This is a genomic window from Mesorhizobium sp. Root552 (assembly GCF_001427285.1).
GTDB lineage: Bacteria > Pseudomonadota > Alphaproteobacteria > Rhizobiales > Rhizobiaceae > Mesorhizobium.
In genome coordinates this window covers 49,718-65,627 of record NZ_LMFV01000006.1, presented here as the reverse complement: position 1 = coordinate 65,627, position 15,910 = coordinate 49,718, and the positions used below count along the sequence as shown (strand labels likewise).

16 protein-coding genes are annotated in these 15,910 nt (G+C 60.4%); 9 read left to right on the top strand and 7 right to left on the bottom strand.

The annotated features are described in order from the left end of the window. Positions 1-8: 8 nt before the first annotated feature. Entirely contained in the window at positions 9-230 is a 222-nt protein-coding gene (locus ASD50_RS03810; protein WP_056236402.1) for a DUF3329 domain-containing protein, read from the top strand. 9 nt (positions 231-239) lie between these two features. Next, positions 240-1,040, top strand: a complete 801-nt coding sequence (gene iolB / locus ASD50_RS03805; RefSeq protein ID WP_056236399.1) for a 5-deoxy-glucuronate isomerase — start codon at positions 240-242, stop codon at positions 1,038-1,040. Positions 1,041-1,049: 9 nt separating this feature from the next. Here iolB and ASD50_RS03800 read toward each other — a convergent pair whose 3' ends face one another. The 5 genes from ASD50_RS03800 to ASD50_RS22250 are packed head-to-tail and all read right to left on the bottom strand — an operon-like array spanning position 1,050 to position 5,539. Beyond that, a complete protein-coding gene (locus tag ASD50_RS03800) occupies positions 1,050-2,150 on the bottom strand; it encodes a DUF1513 domain-containing protein (protein ID WP_056236398.1) in 1,101 nt (366 codons plus the stop codon). Positions 2,151-2,153: 3 nt separating this feature from the next. Beyond that, positions 2,154-3,230, bottom strand: coding sequence for an imelysin family protein (locus ASD50_RS03795; protein WP_056236396.1), 1,077 nt, complete (start codon positions 3,228-3,230; stop codon positions 2,154-2,156). Continuing rightward, complete coding sequence (locus ASD50_RS03790; RefSeq protein WP_056236393.1) at positions 3,230-4,825, bottom strand: di-heme oxidoredictase family protein; 1,596 nt, start codon at positions 4,823-4,825, stop codon at positions 3,230-3,232. Before ASD50_RS03790 ends, ASD50_RS03795 begins: the two co-directional genes overlap by 1 nt. Positions 4,826-4,836: 11 nt before the next feature. After that, entirely contained in the window at positions 4,837-5,322 is a 486-nt protein-coding gene (gene bfr / locus ASD50_RS03785) for a bacterioferritin (RefSeq protein WP_056103540.1), read from the bottom strand. Next, positions 5,288-5,539 (bottom strand): (2Fe-2S)-binding protein, encoded by a 252-nt coding sequence (locus ASD50_RS22250; RefSeq protein WP_244484422.1) that lies wholly within the window; start codon positions 5,537-5,539, stop codon positions 5,288-5,290. The genes bfr and ASD50_RS22250 overlap by 35 nt, the downstream gene beginning before the upstream one ends. Between ASD50_RS22250 and ASD50_RS23725 the strand changes: the two genes are divergently transcribed. Then, positions 5,447-5,641 carry a hypothetical protein gene (locus ASD50_RS23725; protein WP_244484421.1) on the top strand — a complete coding sequence of 65 codons (195 nt, stop codon included), beginning with the start codon at positions 5,447-5,449 and terminating at the stop codon, positions 5,639-5,641. The genes ASD50_RS22250 and ASD50_RS23725 overlap by 93 nt on opposite strands. A gap of 20 nt (positions 5,642-5,661) precedes the next feature. Here ASD50_RS23725 and ASD50_RS03775 read toward each other — a convergent pair whose 3' ends face one another. After that, entirely contained in the window at positions 5,662-6,966 is a 1,305-nt protein-coding gene (locus ASD50_RS03775; protein ID WP_056236496.1) for an imelysin family protein, read from the bottom strand. A 489-nt stretch (positions 6,967-7,455) separates the two neighbouring features. On the opposite strand from ASD50_RS03775, the gene ASD50_RS03770 reads away from it, so the two are divergent. Further along, positions 7,456-8,709 (top strand): NAD(P)/FAD-dependent oxidoreductase, encoded by a 1,254-nt coding sequence (locus ASD50_RS03770; RefSeq protein ID WP_056236390.1) that lies wholly within the window; start codon positions 7,456-7,458, stop codon positions 8,707-8,709. Positions 8,710-8,773: 64 nt separating this feature from the next. On the opposite strand, the gene ASD50_RS03765 is transcribed toward ASD50_RS03770, so the two are convergent. Beyond that, positions 8,774-10,048 (bottom strand): 4-aminobutyrate--2-oxoglutarate transaminase, encoded by a 1,275-nt coding sequence (locus tag ASD50_RS03765; protein WP_056236389.1) that lies wholly within the window; start codon positions 10,046-10,048, stop codon positions 8,774-8,776. A 189-nt stretch (positions 10,049-10,237) separates the two neighbouring features. Between ASD50_RS03765 and ASD50_RS03760 the strand changes: the two genes are divergently transcribed. The 5 genes from ASD50_RS03760 (at position 10,238) to ASD50_RS03740 (ending at position 15,905) form a co-directional block, all read left to right on the top strand. After that, a complete protein-coding gene (locus ASD50_RS03760; protein WP_056236494.1) occupies positions 10,238-10,912 on the top strand; it encodes a Crp/Fnr family transcriptional regulator in 675 nt (224 codons plus the stop codon). Positions 10,913-11,096: 184 nt separating this feature from the next. Then, on the top strand, positions 11,097-13,070 hold the full coding sequence (locus ASD50_RS03755) for an AMP-dependent synthetase/ligase (RefSeq protein ID WP_056236387.1): 1,974 nt from the start codon (positions 11,097-11,099) through the stop codon (positions 13,068-13,070). Beyond that, entirely contained in the window at positions 13,067-13,846 is a 780-nt protein-coding gene (locus ASD50_RS03750) for an ABC transporter ATP-binding protein (RefSeq protein ID WP_056236385.1), read from the top strand. The genes ASD50_RS03755 and ASD50_RS03750 overlap by 4 nt, the downstream gene beginning before the upstream one ends. Before the next feature lie 3 nt (positions 13,847-13,849). After that, positions 13,850-14,824, top strand: a complete 975-nt coding sequence (locus ASD50_RS03745; RefSeq protein ID WP_056236383.1) for a branched-chain amino acid ABC transporter permease — start codon at positions 13,850-13,852, stop codon at positions 14,822-14,824. A gap of 4 nt (positions 14,825-14,828) precedes the next feature. Further along, entirely contained in the window at positions 14,829-15,905 is a 1,077-nt protein-coding gene (locus ASD50_RS03740; protein WP_056236380.1) for a branched-chain amino acid ABC transporter permease, read from the top strand. Positions 15,906-15,910: the final 5 nt, after the last annotated feature.

The window sequence follows — 15,910 nt, the reverse complement described above, 5'->3', positions numbered from 1 at the left end:
AAGATTCGATGGTCAAAGATTCCGAACACCCCTTTTTCCGACCGTTGTGGCGACGCGTTGCGGTTGTCGCGTTGTGCCTGTTTTGGGCGGGTATCGAGTTTGCCACCGGCACGCCTTTCTGGGGCATGATCGCACTGGGCGCAGCAGCCTATGGGGTCTGGCAGTTCTTCTACGCCTACAAGCCGGCAGGCGAAGACGCCCCTTCGACCCCTGCTGAGCCGAAGGAATAGGTCGTCGCCATGTCGAAACTCCTCGTCAGACCAAAACGCGAGGAACACGGGCGCGTTGTCAACGTGACACCGCAAAGCGCCGGATGGACTTACGTCGGTTTCGAACTTCATCGGCTGCAGCGGGGGGAAACGGTCGCCGCAGAAATGGCCGATCGCGAGGTCTGCCTGGTGTTCATTTCGGGAAAAGGCACGGTGGAAGCCAATGGCCGCGATTTCGGCCTGCTTGGCGAGCGCATGTCGCCATTCGACGGCAAGCCCTGGTCGATCTATGTGCCGCAGGGCGCTCACTGGCGGGTGCGGGCAGAGACCGATATCGAGCTTGCCGTCTGCTCAGCGCCGGGCCTCGGCGGCAACCTGCCCGTCCGCGTCATCGGCCCAGAAGAACTCGGCCAGGAGACGCGCGGCAAGGGCACCAATACCCGCTATGTGACCAACATCCTGCCGGAGGGACAACCGGCCGATTCCCTGCTGGTAGTGGAAGTCATCACCCCTGGCGGGCACACATCGAGCTATCCGCCGCATAAGCATGACCAAGACAATTTGCCGGCGGAATCCTATCTGGAAGAGACCTATTACCACAGGCTCAACCCTCCGCAGGGCTTTGCCTTCCAGCGTGTCTATACTGACGACCGGTCGCTGGACGAAGCAGTCGCCATCGAGGACGGCGACGTGGTGCTGGTTCCGAAGGGCTATCACCCCTGCGCGGCCTGCCACGGCTACGACCTTTATTACCTCAACGTCATGGCGGGGCCGAAACGTACCTGGAAATTCAACAACGCCGCCGAGCACGAGTGGCTGCTGAAAGCCTGAGGCCAATTCTCATGCCTCGATCCGCAGCATGTGGTTGTCCCAGACATGGTCGGGATCGGTCGAGGTCTGGCCATCCGGCCTCACAATTGCGCCGCCGCCAGTGGTCGCGATGAAACCTGCCCTATCCGGCGCCAGACCGCAGACTTCGACAAGGCTGCCGGTCGAAACGACATTTCCGGTCGCGGCTTCGATCACGGCCAGCGAATTGCCCTGCGGCGAGGATACGGCAATCGTGCCAGCATCGGGGTTGGTCGCCACCGACCCAATATAGTTTCGGAAGCCATTCAGCACACCGTCCGGCATATCGAGAAGCGACAGGTCCTTGCCACGTGTCGCGCGGCCAACCAATAGCGGCCTGTCGGTCACCGGGCCACGGTACTGGCATCCGAACCAAACGGTGTTGTTGCCGTCCTCCGCCATGTGCCGGATAGAAAGCTGGTGCAGTTCGGCCGGCAGTTCGTGCTTTTCAATCATGTCGCCGCTGATGCGATCAATGAGCACATAGGAGGGCTTCATGGTGGCGAGATTCAATTCGGCGCGGCCGTAGTCGGGGTGTGTCTCGATGCCCCCATTGGCTACGGCGATGGTCCGGCCATCGCCGAGCAGGAGTAATTCATGCGGCCCGGTCCCGTAGGTGGGGAACTCGCCTACGCGTTCGAAATTCGAACGCGCGTCGTAGACGCCGACCACGCCGGCAGCCTTGTCGAAATCGTTCTCCGTGGCGTAGAGCAGCGCGCCGTCCCGCGAAAAGACGCCGTGGCCGAAAAAGTGCCTGCCAGTGATGCTGGAAATGGTGCGCGGCTTTTCGCGACCTGAATGGTCGAACACCATGGCGAAGGTGCCCGGCTGACGAGCAAATACCACCGAGCGGCGTGAAACCGGGTCGAAGGCGACGTCATGGCCACGGTCGGGCAAGTCGATGGCGTGAAGCACCTTGCCTGCCTCAGACAACACCGCGGCACCATAGCTGCCGTCGCGCCTTACGAAGGCGGTTGCGAAAACCGCATCCGCAGCCAGCGTGTTTGCCCATGCGGCGGGTGCCACGGCCGCAGCGAAACTTGCACCTGCAGCACGCAAGAAATCACGGCGGTCGATCAGAACCCGCTTCACAATTCAATCCCCGTCGAGCGACGAGAACCCGGCCGTGAGCCCAAACTCGCCGCTGAGCCGCGTACCGAATAGATTTGAGAGGCTGCTCGTCACCAGTACGAAATGATCAAGCTTGGCCCGCCGTTCCGAATCGGCAAGCGCCTCGTCTATCGGTCCGGTGACGTCGCTCGCCGAGGCAACGCCATTCACAAGCTGAATGTGGATCGATTCCGCAATCCAGCGCGCGTCGGGCGACAAGGCGTCCGCCAGATGAGCGCTCTGGAAAAGCCGATCCATACCTTCTAGATTGGCTGCAAGCGATGCCGCAGTGCCTTGCGAGCGCCAGTAGATCGCCTGTTTCGGCTTGTCCATGTCCGGGTTGCCTCCGAGGAAGCCTTTGACGCGGACATCGCGGACCATCTCCAGTCCATTGATGAAAACGCCCATCAGTTCGGTCACGGCCTCGGAGCCAGTGCGATAGACCGGATTGTCCGCACCCGGGGTCGCCCAAATGGCCGCAAAGCCATCCTTCTTCTCCCATTCGGCGCTGATGTCGCCACTCATCGTCTCGATATTTTCGGCGACAGCGGCACCAAAGGTGCATCTGTAGGCGCCATCCTTACCGGCAAGGGTCTCAGCATCGGTTCCGAAAAGTAGGTATTCCAGCGCACCAAATCCTTGCATGGCTACGCTCTTGCCCGCCAACTGGGCAGTGTCCGCCGCGGTCGGGTCCTTGCCTGCCAGAGCGGCCTGCACCTGTTTCAGGCCGATCGACTTGCGGTCGGGCCAGAACAGCATGCGTTCGTAGCGGTTGTCCTCACGGACAGGCCCGAACATGATGATCTCCACCTGCGACCAAGCCCTTGTAGCTTGCGAAAAGGCGGTGCGGGCCGCAACGAGATTTGCCTGGCCAGGTGTCACACACAGGTCCTTTACGCTCGTGGCAAGCGTCGTCGCGCGCTCATGCAGTTGTGCATAAGCAGGGCGGATGAAGCCATCGACCGCCTGGCCGATGACGTCCGACGCCTTCACGGTTGCTTGCGCTGGCTGCGCAAGCGCGAAGGCGAGCGGCAAAGCTACAAATGCGAGACGCTTCAGCATCACAGCGACTCCAGAAACTTTATCAATGCCTGACGTTCGGCAGCACTCGCTGCCGCAAACCTGTCGCGTGCCCCTTGTGCTTCCCCGCCATGCCACAGGACGGCCTCGGTGAGATTTCGGGCGCGGCCGTCATGCAGAAAGAAAGTGTGGCCGTTGACGCGCTGAGTGAGGCCGATACCCCACAAGGGCTGGGTGCGCCATTCGCTCCCCGAAGCATCGCCAACCTGTTGGCCATCGGCAAGGCCTTCGCCCATGTCGTGCAGCAGGAAATCGGAATACGGCCAGATCAGCTGGAATGATTGCGCCTTGTTGGGTGCATCGCGCCGGGTGACAAACTTCGGCGCATGACATGCAACGCAGCCCATTTCGTAGAATGCTTTCTTCCCCGCCAGGACATCAGGCTTGTCGAGGTCGCGCCGTGCCGGCACGGCCAGGTTCTGGGAGTAGAATGTAACCAGATTCATCACCGGCACCGGAGCCTCGGTGTCGCCAAGGCGTGGTTGGACGCCGGTCGGCATGGCGCGGCATTCGGCTTGCGCCTCCGTGCAGTCGCCCCAGTTCCGTGGCGCTTCGGGTGAAGATACGCCGATATCGCCCGCCAGCGCATCCGCCGATTGCTGGCGTATGGTAGCCGCCTGCGCCTTCCAGCCGAAGCGGCCGAGCGTCAATTCGCCGGTTGCCGGATCGCGCACGATTGCAGCCTTGCCGGAAATGCCGTCGCCGTTGCTGTCGTCGGGATCGGCGTGGGCAAGAATATCCGCCGGATGGATTTGCTCGACAAGGCCAAGACCGATCATGGGGTTGGCAATGCGTGGCGACAGCGTGATGCGCGAATCGAGCGGCCCGTAGGCAGGGTCAGCCACCGCATAGGTCGGCTTGCGCAGCGAAACCACAGTGCCGTCACCGAGAGTGACCGGCTGTTCCTGATAGGTGATCTGCATACGGCCTTCACCGGCAAGGCCGGGCACGGCAAGATCCTGCAACTGGCTGCCATAGGTCGGGTCCGGAAAGTTCAAGACCCTATGGTCCGCAACAGCAGCTTTTTCCTCCGCTGTCTCCGCCTCGCGCGCCAGCCTGAGGAACATGGAAGTCGCATCGAGACTGTTCTCCGGGGGATGTCCCCGCCCATCCTTCAGGTGGCAGCTTTGGCAGGCACGGGCATTGAACAGCGGCCCCAGACCATCCGAGGCCTGCGTCGAGGAGGGGGAAGACACCCAATTCTTGCGGAAGATGGCGTTGCCAAGCTTGAAGGTGCCTTCTTCCTCAAAAGTGATGTTGGCCGATGAATGCGAGAAGGAATCGGCATTGACCCGCCGCTTCGACGTGCCTGCGCCGCCTTGCATGAGCTCAAATTGTTCGGGCTTGGAAAAATCGGCAGTTGGCTTGGTGACGGACTCGACCCGGCGTTGGTCCTTCGGCGTCAGGTCCTTTCGGACGGGCGAAAGTCCAACGGGTTCCTGCGCAGTAGCCGGCAACGCGAGCGCGACAAGAACTGCCGCGCCCAGCCATGCGAGCCTGCGACCTGGTCCCGGGAGAGACGGCAGACCCGCAAGGGCCTGCCGCGCGCGGCGCATAAGATTCAAGATGCGCCGCATTCCCGCATGTCCTATTCGGCCTCGTTGGCCGACGCGGCGTTGAGCAGTCCGTATTTTTCCTCGCCAATCGAGGCAAGGAGGTCGAGCTGCGTCTCAAGGAAGTCGATGTGACCCTCCTCATCGGACAACAGCTCTTCGAACAGCTTCATGGTGACGTAGTCGCCCAACTCGTTACAGATCTCGCGCGACCTCTTGTAGGAAGTTCGCGCGTCATATTCGCCGGCCAGGTCCGATTCCAGGACTTCCTTCACGTTCTGCCCGATGCGCAACGGCGCAACGGATTGCAGGTTCGGATGGCCTTCGAGGAAAATGATGCGCGCGACCAACTTGTCGGCATGCTGCATTTCCTCGATCGATTCTTCTCGCTCCTTCTTGGCGAGCTTTATGTATCCCCAGTCCTCGAGAAGGCGGTAGTGCACCCAGTACTGGTTGACGGCGCCCAACTCTAGAAAAAGAGCTTCATTAAGCCGCTCGATGATCTGACTTTCGCCTTTCATGGGTCATGCTCCCGTATTGGACGCGCAAGCCTCTTACGCGATCCAAGTGTGAAACGATGTCCACGGCGCCCGCCTCCGAGCGCGCGTGGTACTGCTCGGTTACCCGAATTATCGTTTCGACCACATTTGGGAAGCAGCCGCAACAGCGACCGCGCTTCTTCATCGAATGATAGACCTTAGCAGGCACAATCAACTGCCACGAATCCTGGTCGAGCAGGTCGATGATCGCCTGCTCGATTTCCTTTTCCGTGATGATGTTGCAATGGCAGATAAGCATTTTCTATCGGTCTGGCTTGGCGGCGCGTTGCGCGCCGCGTAGCTGGAAATTACGGCTTCCTGTTACTGGAACACCTTGTCTGGCGCGTCGAGGCTGTCCGAACCTTCGAAGGCGATCGCGTCCAGCTTCAATGCGGCCACGGCGCGCTCGATCGACTTGGTCTGGTCGACCAGACCGTCGATTGCCGCCTGAACGGTCGCATTGCCCTCGGCATTGCCTTCGGCGATCTGCTGGTCGTAAGCCTCGCCGCCAACGGCGCGCGCCTCAATCGCCTCCATCTTGGAGACAGTAGTGTCCAGCTTGCCGGAAAGCTCGGTATCGAGCGCCGGATCGGCTTCCTTGACGAGATTGGCCAGCGACGGACCTTCGACGACCGATCCATCGAGACGCTTGTAGCTGCCGCGATAGGCGTCGCGGATGCCGACGGCGTCATATAGATGCGAGATGTAGGTGTTGTCCGAGAAGCAATCATGCTCCTCTTCCGGATCGTGCAGCAGAAGACCAAGCTTCATGCGCTCGCCTGCCAGTTCGCCGTATGAGAGCGAGCCCATGCCGGTCAGGATGGTGGCAAGGCCGGCCTTGGCATCTTCGCCGTCAAGGGCCTTGCGCGCCTCGCCGCCGTCCTTCCAGTTGCCGACCATTTCTTCGAGGTCGGAAACCAGAAGCGTGCTGGCAGACTTCAGATATTCGGCGCGACGGTCGCAATTGCCGCCGGTGCAGCTGGCGGTGTCATAGTCGGTGTAGGGGCGGTTTCCAGCGCCGGGGCCGGTGCCGTTCAGATCCTGGCCCCACAGCAGGAATTCGATGGCGTGATAGCCGGTGGCGACGTTGGCCTCGATATCGCCGGCTTCCTGCAGCGTTTCCGACAAAAATTCCGGCGTCAGTTTCGAAGCATCGATCTCCTTACCGTCGATCTCGATCTTCTTGTTGGCGATGACGTTGGCGGTATAGAGAGAATTCTCATCCGATTCCGTGCCGTAGCCGCCATCGACGTAGTCGATCAGGCCTTCGTCCAGCGGCCAGGCGTTCACGCGCCCTTCCCAATCATCGACGATCGGATTGCCGAAGCGGTAGACTTCCGTCTGCTGGTAGGGAATGCGCGATGCCTTCCAGGCGTCACGTGCAGCATTGAGCGTCTCCGCCGAAGGCTTGGCAATCAGCGCATCGACAGCCGCATCAAGCGCCTTGGCCGTTGTCAGCGAATCCTCATATTTGGCGAGCGCGATGTCGGCATAGGTCTTCACGACCGCCTTGGCATCGGTCTCAGCTCTGGCGGGCAGAACGAATGCCGCAGCCGTCAGCAACGCCGTTGCGCCAATTGCGGCCAACCTGCCTCTGTTGCGGACTATAACCCTTGATTTGACCATCGCTCTCATCTCCTCGAAGACACCCAAAAACCATTCAACCGCGTCAACGTGGTCTCCATGGCCTGCCTGACCGATATTTTCGACAAGGTGGACCGACGTCGTCGCGAAAACCGCACATAGTGCGGACAAGACCAGATTGGCGCGATACCGCGCAGCCGGCCAAGCAAGACACCGATTACCTCCAATCGAAAGGGTTAAAGGCCCAGACATCAAAGGACGAGCACCGTAGCGCCCTCTCCCCATAAAACGACGCCGATTGCCAAAGTCAACCGGAATCGTCAGGAAAAGATAATTGAAACAATAGTTTAGAACTATTCTAAACTGATATGGTCAAGTTTTTGAGCCCGACTTTGGCTCGCCGGCTGCCAAACGCCCCGGTTGACACCATGCCATTCCGGGTGCGACCCGAATGACGATACTTGTGGCGGAACCAGACAATCGCCACTTGGCTGGGAATTCTATTCTTCGGACTTCGGAAAGCTGATTGTCATGAACAACGGTGTGATCATCGTCGGAGCCGGCCATGCCGGCGTGCAGGCGGCCGCGAGCCTGCGTGAAGAAGGCTTCGAAGGCCCCGTCGTGCTGATTGGCGACGAGAACGAGCTGCCCTACCACAAGCCGCCGCTCTCCAAGACCTTCATCAAGGATGCCGAGGCAAAGCCCCAACCACTGCGCGGCGAAGCTTTCTACACCGGCAATGCAATCGACTATCGGCCCGGTCTGTGGATCGATCGTATCGATCTGGCCGGACGGCGTCTGGAACTTTCCGGAGGAAAGCAGCTTGCTTTCGATCGATTGATCCTTGCGACCGGGTCTAGGCCACGCAAATTGCCAATTGCCGGGACCGAGTTGGATGGCGTCGTGTCGTTGCGCTCGATCGCTGATGCACGGTTGATCCGCGAACTGAGTTCAGACTGTACCGACGTCGTCATTCTCGGCGGTGGCTTTATCGGGCTGGAAATCGCCGCCACTCTCAGGGCAGGCGGGCGCAATGTCACCGTTGTCGAAGCCGCCGACCGTTTGCTTGGGCGCGTGGTAGCGCCCGCAATTGGAAGCCACGTCAGGCAACGGCTCGAAACGGCAGGGGTGCGCATCCTAACCGATACCACCGTTTCGCGGCTGGAAGGCAATAACGGCCGTGTTTCGGCGGCAGTCACTGCAAGTGGAGAGCGCCTGCCGGCGCAGCTTGTAATCGTGGGTATCGGCGTGGTCCCAAATATAGAACTGGCCGAGGCTGCCGGTATTGCCACCGGCAACGGCATCCGCGTTGACGCGCAGATGCGGACGTCCGAGCCGGAAATCCTGTCAATCGGCGACGTTGCGTCTTATCGGCACTGGTTCACCGGCAACGACGTCCGGCTGGAGTCCGTCCAGAACGCCACGGATCAGGCCCGCCTGGCCGCGCGCACGATCGTCGGCCATTCTGATGCCTATTCGGCAGTGCCGTGGTTCTGGTCGGATATCGGCGACATCAAGATGCAGATGGTCGGCCTGAATACCGGCGCAGACAATCACGTGGCAGTCGGCGAGCCGACCGAGAACAAGTTCTCGATCTATCACTTTGCCGACGAGCGGCTGGTGGCGATTGAATCCGTCAACCGGCCGGCCGATCACATGATGGGACGCAAGATGCTCGGCGCCGGTTTCTCACCGACCAAGGCAGCCGTTTCAGCCGGAGCTGATGCGCTCAAGGCCGATCTCGCCGCCTTCCAGGCCGCAACTCCAGTTCCAGCGACGGCCTGATTGCTGTCGGCTTTTGCGAAATTCCGGACGGAAAACCGGTTTCCACCTTTCCCGGAATTGCTTTCTACGCCCTTGCTTCCCTGATCGAGGCTTCCAGCTTGTCGAGAGCCTCGGTCATGACGTTGTCCTGGATGGTGATGGGGGCCAGGAAGCGCACGACGTTGCCGTAGACGCCGCAGGTCAGCAGGATCAGGCCCTTGTCGAGCGCCTTCAGGCGCACGGCGTTGGCAAAATCCGCGGACGGCAGTTTCTTTTTGACATCGTTGAACTCGATGGCATTCATGAAACCGGGGCCACGGATATCGACGATTTCGGGAACATCGCTGCGCAGGGATTCCAGCCGCTGCTTCAGCCGGTTGCCCAGCATATCCGCGCGCTCGCAAAGCTTTTCTTCCTCGATTACGTCGAGTACGGCATGGGCGGCGGCAATGCCCAGCGGGTTGCCGCCATATGTGCCGCCAAGACCGCCCGGCCCCGGCGCGTCCATGACTTCGGCTCGACCCGTCACGGCTGAAAGCGGGAAGCCACCGGCAAGGCTCTTGGCCATTGTGGTGAGGTCCGGCGCGACCTCATGATGGTCCATCGCAAACATCTTGCCGGTACGGGCAAATCCGGTCTGCACCTCGTCCGCAATGAGCAGGATGCCATGTTGATCGCACACTTTGCGCAGAGCGCTCATCAACTCGCGCGGGGCCTCGTAGAAGCCACCCTCGCCCTGCACTGGCTCGACTATGATCGCTGCAACGCGAGCCGGATCGACATCGGCCTTGAACAGGCGGTCGAGGGCCGACAGGGAATCCGCGACAGACACGCCATGGAGTTCAACCGGGAACGGCAGATGGAATACGTCGCCCGGCATCGCGCCGAAGCCAACCTTGTAGGGGACGACCTTCCCGGTCAGCGCCATGCCCATGAAGGTACGGCCATGAAAGCCGCCCGCAAAGGCGATCACAGCCTGCCTGCCGGTAGCATTGCGGGCGATCTTGACCGCGTTCTCCACTGCCTCGGCGCCGGTGGTGACGAAAATCGTCTTCTTGTCGAACTTGCCGGGCAACATACCGTTCAGCCGCTCGGCAAGATGCACATAGCTTTCGTACGGAACGACCTGGTGGCAGGTATGCGTGAAGCGGTCGAGCTGCGCCTTGACCGCCGCCATCACCTTGGGATGACGGTGTCCGGTATTCAGCACCGCAATGCCCGATGAGAAATCGATGTAGCGATTGCCTTCGACATCCCAAATCTCCGAGTTCTCGGCGCGATCGGCATAAATCTGCGTGGTCATGCCGACACCGCGCGAAATGGACGCATTCTTGCGGGCAGAGATAGTCGAATTGGTCATGGATGCCTCCGGGCGAATGGCTATTGTGGTTAGACGATGTCGACATGTCTTCTGATCTTATCTCACAAATTCCACAATCCGGCACTGCTTGCCGGCTGTTGGGCCTGTTTCGACGGGAGAACCAGACAGCATGCGTGACTATTGCGGATCGAACAGTGTACGCCCATCATCCCGGCAAGAGGTGCGCGCGTGATAAGCGAGGAACAATTTCTGACGTCGACGTTTTGGGCGCAGGAACTTCCTCGCGACGAGCAGGAGCGCGCGCGCCGTGGCATTTCATGGCGCACTCTCGATGCCGGAACCTACCTCATCCACCGCGGCGACCGCGTCGACAACTGGATCGGGATAGTCAGCGGCCTGCTCAAGCTGGGATCCATCACCATTTCCGGCAAGGCGGTGACCTATGCCGGCCTGCCGCCAGGGTGCTGGTTCGGCGAAGGTTCCCTGCTCAAGGACGAGCCGCGCCAGTATGACGTGATCGCGCTGCGCCGAACGCAAGTCGCGCTGTTGAACAGGGCAACTTTTCTGTGGCTCTACGACAATAGCGTGGCCTTCAACCGGCTTCTGGTTCGCCTGTTCAATGAGCGGCTTGGCCAGTTCATCGCGCTGGTCGAATATGATCGGACGCTGGATTCGACAGCCAAGGTGGCGCGTAATCTCGCCTCCCTGTTCAACCCGATCATCAGTCCTTCCGTTGGCACGCATCTCGATATCAGCCAGGAGGAAATCGGCTTGCTGGCAGGTGTTTCCAGGCAGGTCGCCAACCGAACCTTGCAGGAACTGGAAAAGGCCGGCCTGCTGCGCAACGAAGGTGCTGGCGTCACCATCCTCAATCTCGAAAGGCTGCGCCGCTACGGTGAATAGCAGCGCGTCCAGCCAAGGCGGCAACGAAAGTTGGATTGTCGAGGGGAAACGGACTCCGGTAGCCTATATCGGATGAGGCCTTGGAGTCTGTCAAGCCGGAGGTTGAAAAAGAGGGCCCAGCTTGCGAGCTTCAACCAACAGCCGGGATGACACCGGCGTCAAGGGAACAAACGGGAGGCGTGCCTTGGCACAAGGGAGTGAGACGCCGCGACTCGATACGTTCGCCAAGCTGTTGTGCGAGCACGCTCGTGTCAGGCCCACCCGGCCCGCAATGCGCCACAAGGATCTCGGCATCTGGCGGACGTGGACCTGGAGCGAAATGGCCGAGACCATCCGCGCCTATGCAGCGGGGCTTCGCCAACTCGGGCTGGAGCGAGGCGCGACAATCGCCGTCATCGGCGAGAACCGACCGGCGATGTACTGGACAATTCTTGCCGCGCAATGGCTGGGCGCGATCCCGGTACCGGTCTATGCCGACGCCGTTGCCGACGAGATGGCCTATGTTCTTGCCCACGCCGATGTCGGCTTTGCCGTCGTTCAGGACCAGGAGCAGGTCGACAAGCTCATCACCATCCAGGATAAGATACCCAATCTGAAAGTGGTGCTCTACGACGAGCCTCGTGGCCTGCGCGACTACGACCACAGCCAGTTGCACGCCCTCGATGATATCATCGAGAAAGGACGCACGCAGCTTGCCGCCGATCCAGCCGCGGCGGCGGCGATAGACGCTGAGCGTGATCGTGGAACCGCCGACGATATTTCGATCATCCTCTATACGTCCGGGACTACCGGCCGTTCGAAAGGCGTGCTGTTTTCCGCCGGGCGCTCGATAGCTGCGGCTCGGGATACGGTCGAATTCGACAAGCTGACCGATCGCGACGAAGTGCTTGCCTACCTGCCGCTGGCGTGGGTCGGCGACCACTACCTCAACTATGCCCATGCCATGGTTGCCGGCTTTTGCGTCGCCTGTCCGGAAAGCCGGGAAACGGCAGAAGCCGACCTGCAGGAAATCGGTCCCACATTCTATTTCGCGCCGCCGCGCATCTTCGAGGCGCTGCTCACACGCATCACCATCCGCATGGAAGATGCCGGCTCCTTGAAGCGGCGCATGTTCAACCACTTCATCGGTGTGGCACGACGCTGGGGCGAAAAAATCCTCAATGGGGAACAGGTGCCTTTCGGCGCGCGGATCAACTACGCGCTCGGCAATCTGCTCGTCTACGCTCCGCTCAAAAATGTCCTCGGCTTCTCGCGCATCCGCGTTGCCTACACTGCCGGCGAAGCGATTGGACCGGACCTTTTCTCGTTCTACCGGTCGCTCGGCCTGAACCTGAAGCAACTCTACGGCCAGACCGAAGCGTTTCTTTATGTCACCTCGCAGCTCGACGGACATATCCGCGCCGGAACGGTTGGACCCGCCACGCCCAACGTCGATATCCGCATCGCCGACGATGGCGAGGTTCTCTATCGCTCGCCCGGCCAGTTCATCGGCTACTACAAGGATGACGAGAAGACCGTCGAGACGGTGACCACGGACGGTTATGTGAAGACTGGCGATGCCGGCTTCTTCGACAACGAAGGCCACCTCAACATCATCGACCGGGCAAAGGATGTCGGCAAGCTGCGTTCAGGCGCGCTGTTCGCGCCGAAATACATCGAAAACAAGCTGAAATTCTATCCCAACATCAAGGAGGCGGTGGCGTTCGGGCAGGGCCAGGAGTTCGTAACCTGCATGCTCAACATCGATCTGACTGCCGTTGGCAACTGGGCCGAGCGCAACAACATCGCCTACGCCTCCTATCAGGAACTGGCGCAGCGTCCCGAAGTCTACTCGATGTTCGCCGGGCATGTTGCCGAAGTAAACAGAGCCTTGGCTGCTGAACCGCGAATGGCTGCGGCGCAGGTGCGGCGCTTCCTCATCCTGCACAAGGAACTGGACGCCGACGATGGCGAGATGACCCGCACGCAGAAGGTACGGCGCGGCTTCATCGCAGAGCGCTACAAACCGCTGGTCGATGCCCTCTACAACGGTTCGGACGCAGCCGACATCTCGACCGAAGTCACTTTCGAAGACGGGCGCAAAGGCGTGATTTCGGCACGCGTACGCATTGCCGACGCCGAGGTTCGAGATGTGCAAAAACTGGATGCTGCCGCATGAACTCGTCGAGCGAAATCTTGCTTGCGGTTGACGGCGTTTCACTCGGCTTCGGCGGCGTGAAAGCGATCACCGACGTCTCGTTCGATATTCGCAAGGGTGAGATCCGCGCCATCATAGGCCCCAACGGCGCCGGCAAGACCTCGATGCTCAACGTGGTCAACGGGTTCTACCATCCCCAGCAGGGCCGCATCACATACAAGGGCCAGACCCGCTCGCGCATGCGTCCCTATCAAGCCGCTAGCCAAGGCATTGCCCGCACGTTCCAGAACGTCGCGCTTTTTCGCGGCATGACCACGCTGGACAATATCATGGTCGGCCGCACGCTGAAGATGCATCGCGGTTTCATCTGGCAGATGCTGCGCCACGGGCCGGCCATGCGCGAGGAGATCGAGCATCGGCGCGTGGTCGAGGACATCATCGATTTCCTTCAGATCGAAGCCATCCGCAAGACGCCGGTCGGCAAGCTTCCCTACGGGTTGCAAAAGCGCGTCGAGCTTGGCCGAGCACTCGCAATGGAGCCGGAACTGTTGTTGCTGGATGAACCGATGGCCGGAATGAACATGGAGGAAAAAGAGGACATGTGCCGCTACATCCTCGACCTCAACCGGCACTTCGGCACCACGATAGCGCTGATCGAACACGATATGGGCGTCGTCATGGACCTCTCGGATCGCGTCGTCGTGCTCGAATACGGGCACAAGATCGCCGACGGCATTCCGGAAAAGATCAAGTCGGACCCCAAGGTCATAGAGGCCTATCTGGGCGTGGGGCACTAGGCCATGCTGTACAACATCTTCATCGACCCCTTCATGCAGATGGTGCAGATGCCAGACCTCCTGGTGCAGACTTTGTGGGAGGGTCTGGTTTCAGGCGTGCTTTACGCGCTGATCGCACTAGGCTTCGTGCTGATCTTCAAGGCTTCGGGCGTGTTCAACTTCGCCCAAGGCATCATGGTGGTGTTTTCCGCCCTGACGCTGGTCGGCTCCTACGAGAAATTCGCGGCACTCGGCTTCTCCGGCCCTGTCGCGGCCTTCGTGGCGCTCATTCTGGCTGCTGCCGTCATGTTCGTCTTCGCCGTCCTGGTCGAGCGGGTAGTGCTTCGCCCGCTGGTCAACCAACCGGACATCATCCTGTTCATGGCCACCTTCGGCATCACCTATCTGCTTATCGGTTTCGGCGAGATGGTCTTTGGCGGCGATCCCAAGCAGATGATCGCCAACGAACTGTTCCTGCCAAGTGGCTCCATCGACGTTGAGATGCTGGGAGGGCGCGTCAGCTTTCAGAAGCTCGATATCGCCGCAGCCGTCATCGCCTCGGTGATGATCGCCGGCCTCGCTGTCTTCTTCCAGAAGACCCGCATCGGGCGAGCGCTTCGAGCTGTCGCGGACAGCCACAAGGCCGCGCTTTCGGTCGGCATCTCGCTCAACCAGATCTGGGTTATCGTGTGGTTCGCCGCAGGGCTCGTCGCGCTCGTAACCGGCATCATGTGGGGCGCGCGCTCCGACGTATCCTTCGCACTTGAGGTGGTCGCGCTCAAGGCGCTCCCGGTGCTCGTTCTGGGTGGTTTCACCTCGGTGCCCGGCGCCATCGTTGGCGGGCTCATCATCGGTGTCGGCGAAAAGCTCGGCGAGTTCTACTGGGGGCCATTGCTCGGAGGCGGCATCGAAAGCTGGCTCGCCTACGTGATTGCCCTGGTATTCCTGCTTTACCGGCCCCAAGGCCTGTTCGGCGACAAGATAATCGAACGGATCTGACAAGATGTTCTATCGCGAGACAGGTCAGTTCAAGCAAAACTATGCCGCAGATTCAGCGGTGTTTCCCATTCTGCAGGATCGCTATGGACTGGCGATCATCCTCGCCATTGCCTTTGTCGGCATCCCGCTCTTCGGCAATGAATTCCTGCTTGCCTCGGTGATGATCCCGTTCCTCATCCTGTCGCTGGGTGCGATCGGGCTGAACATCCTCGTCGGTTATACCGGCCTGCTTTCGCTCGGGTCCGCCGCCTTCATGGGCGTGGGCGCCTATGCCACCTACAAGCTCTCAACGATCTTCCCGCAGGTCAACATCCTTGTCTGGATTCTTTGTTCAGGCTTCTTTGCCGCCGGCATCGGCGCATTGTTCGGCCTGCCGTCGCTGCGCATCAAGGGATTTTACCTGGCTGTGGCGACGCTTGCCGCACAGTTCTTCCTGCAATGGTGCTTCGTACGCATAAGCTGGCTCTACAACGACAATCCTTCCGGCGCGATCGAGGTACCGGCAAGGACGCTGTTCGGCATCGCCATCACCGGCCCCTCGGCCACTCCCGTTACCCGCTACCTCGTCGTTCTGGTCATCGTGGCGGTGATGACGCTCATCGCATCCAACATCGTGCATGGCAGGATCGGCCGCACCTGGATGGCGGTGCGCGACATGGACATCGCCGCACAACTGATGGGCATCCGGCTGCTGCCGGCCAAGCTGCTCGCCTTTGCCGTATCATCCTTCTATTGCGGTGTTGCAGGCGCGTTGATGGTATTTCTGTGGCTCGGCGCAGCCGAACCTTCGGCCTTCGATATCCGGCTGTCCTTCGTGCTTCTGTTCATGGTCATCATCGGCGGCCTCGGCTCACTGATCGGCTCCTTCATGGGCGCAGCGCTGATCCACATCATGCCGATCGCCATCCGGGCACTGCCTGAATCGCTCGGCCTACCTATTGCCGCTGCAACAGTGGAGCACCTGACATTCCTGATCGTCGGCGGCCTGATCATATTTTTCCTAATCGTCGAGCCGCATGGACTGGCCCGGCTTTGGCAGATCGCGAAACAGAAACTTCGCGTATGGCCTTTCCCCTACTAGGGCGA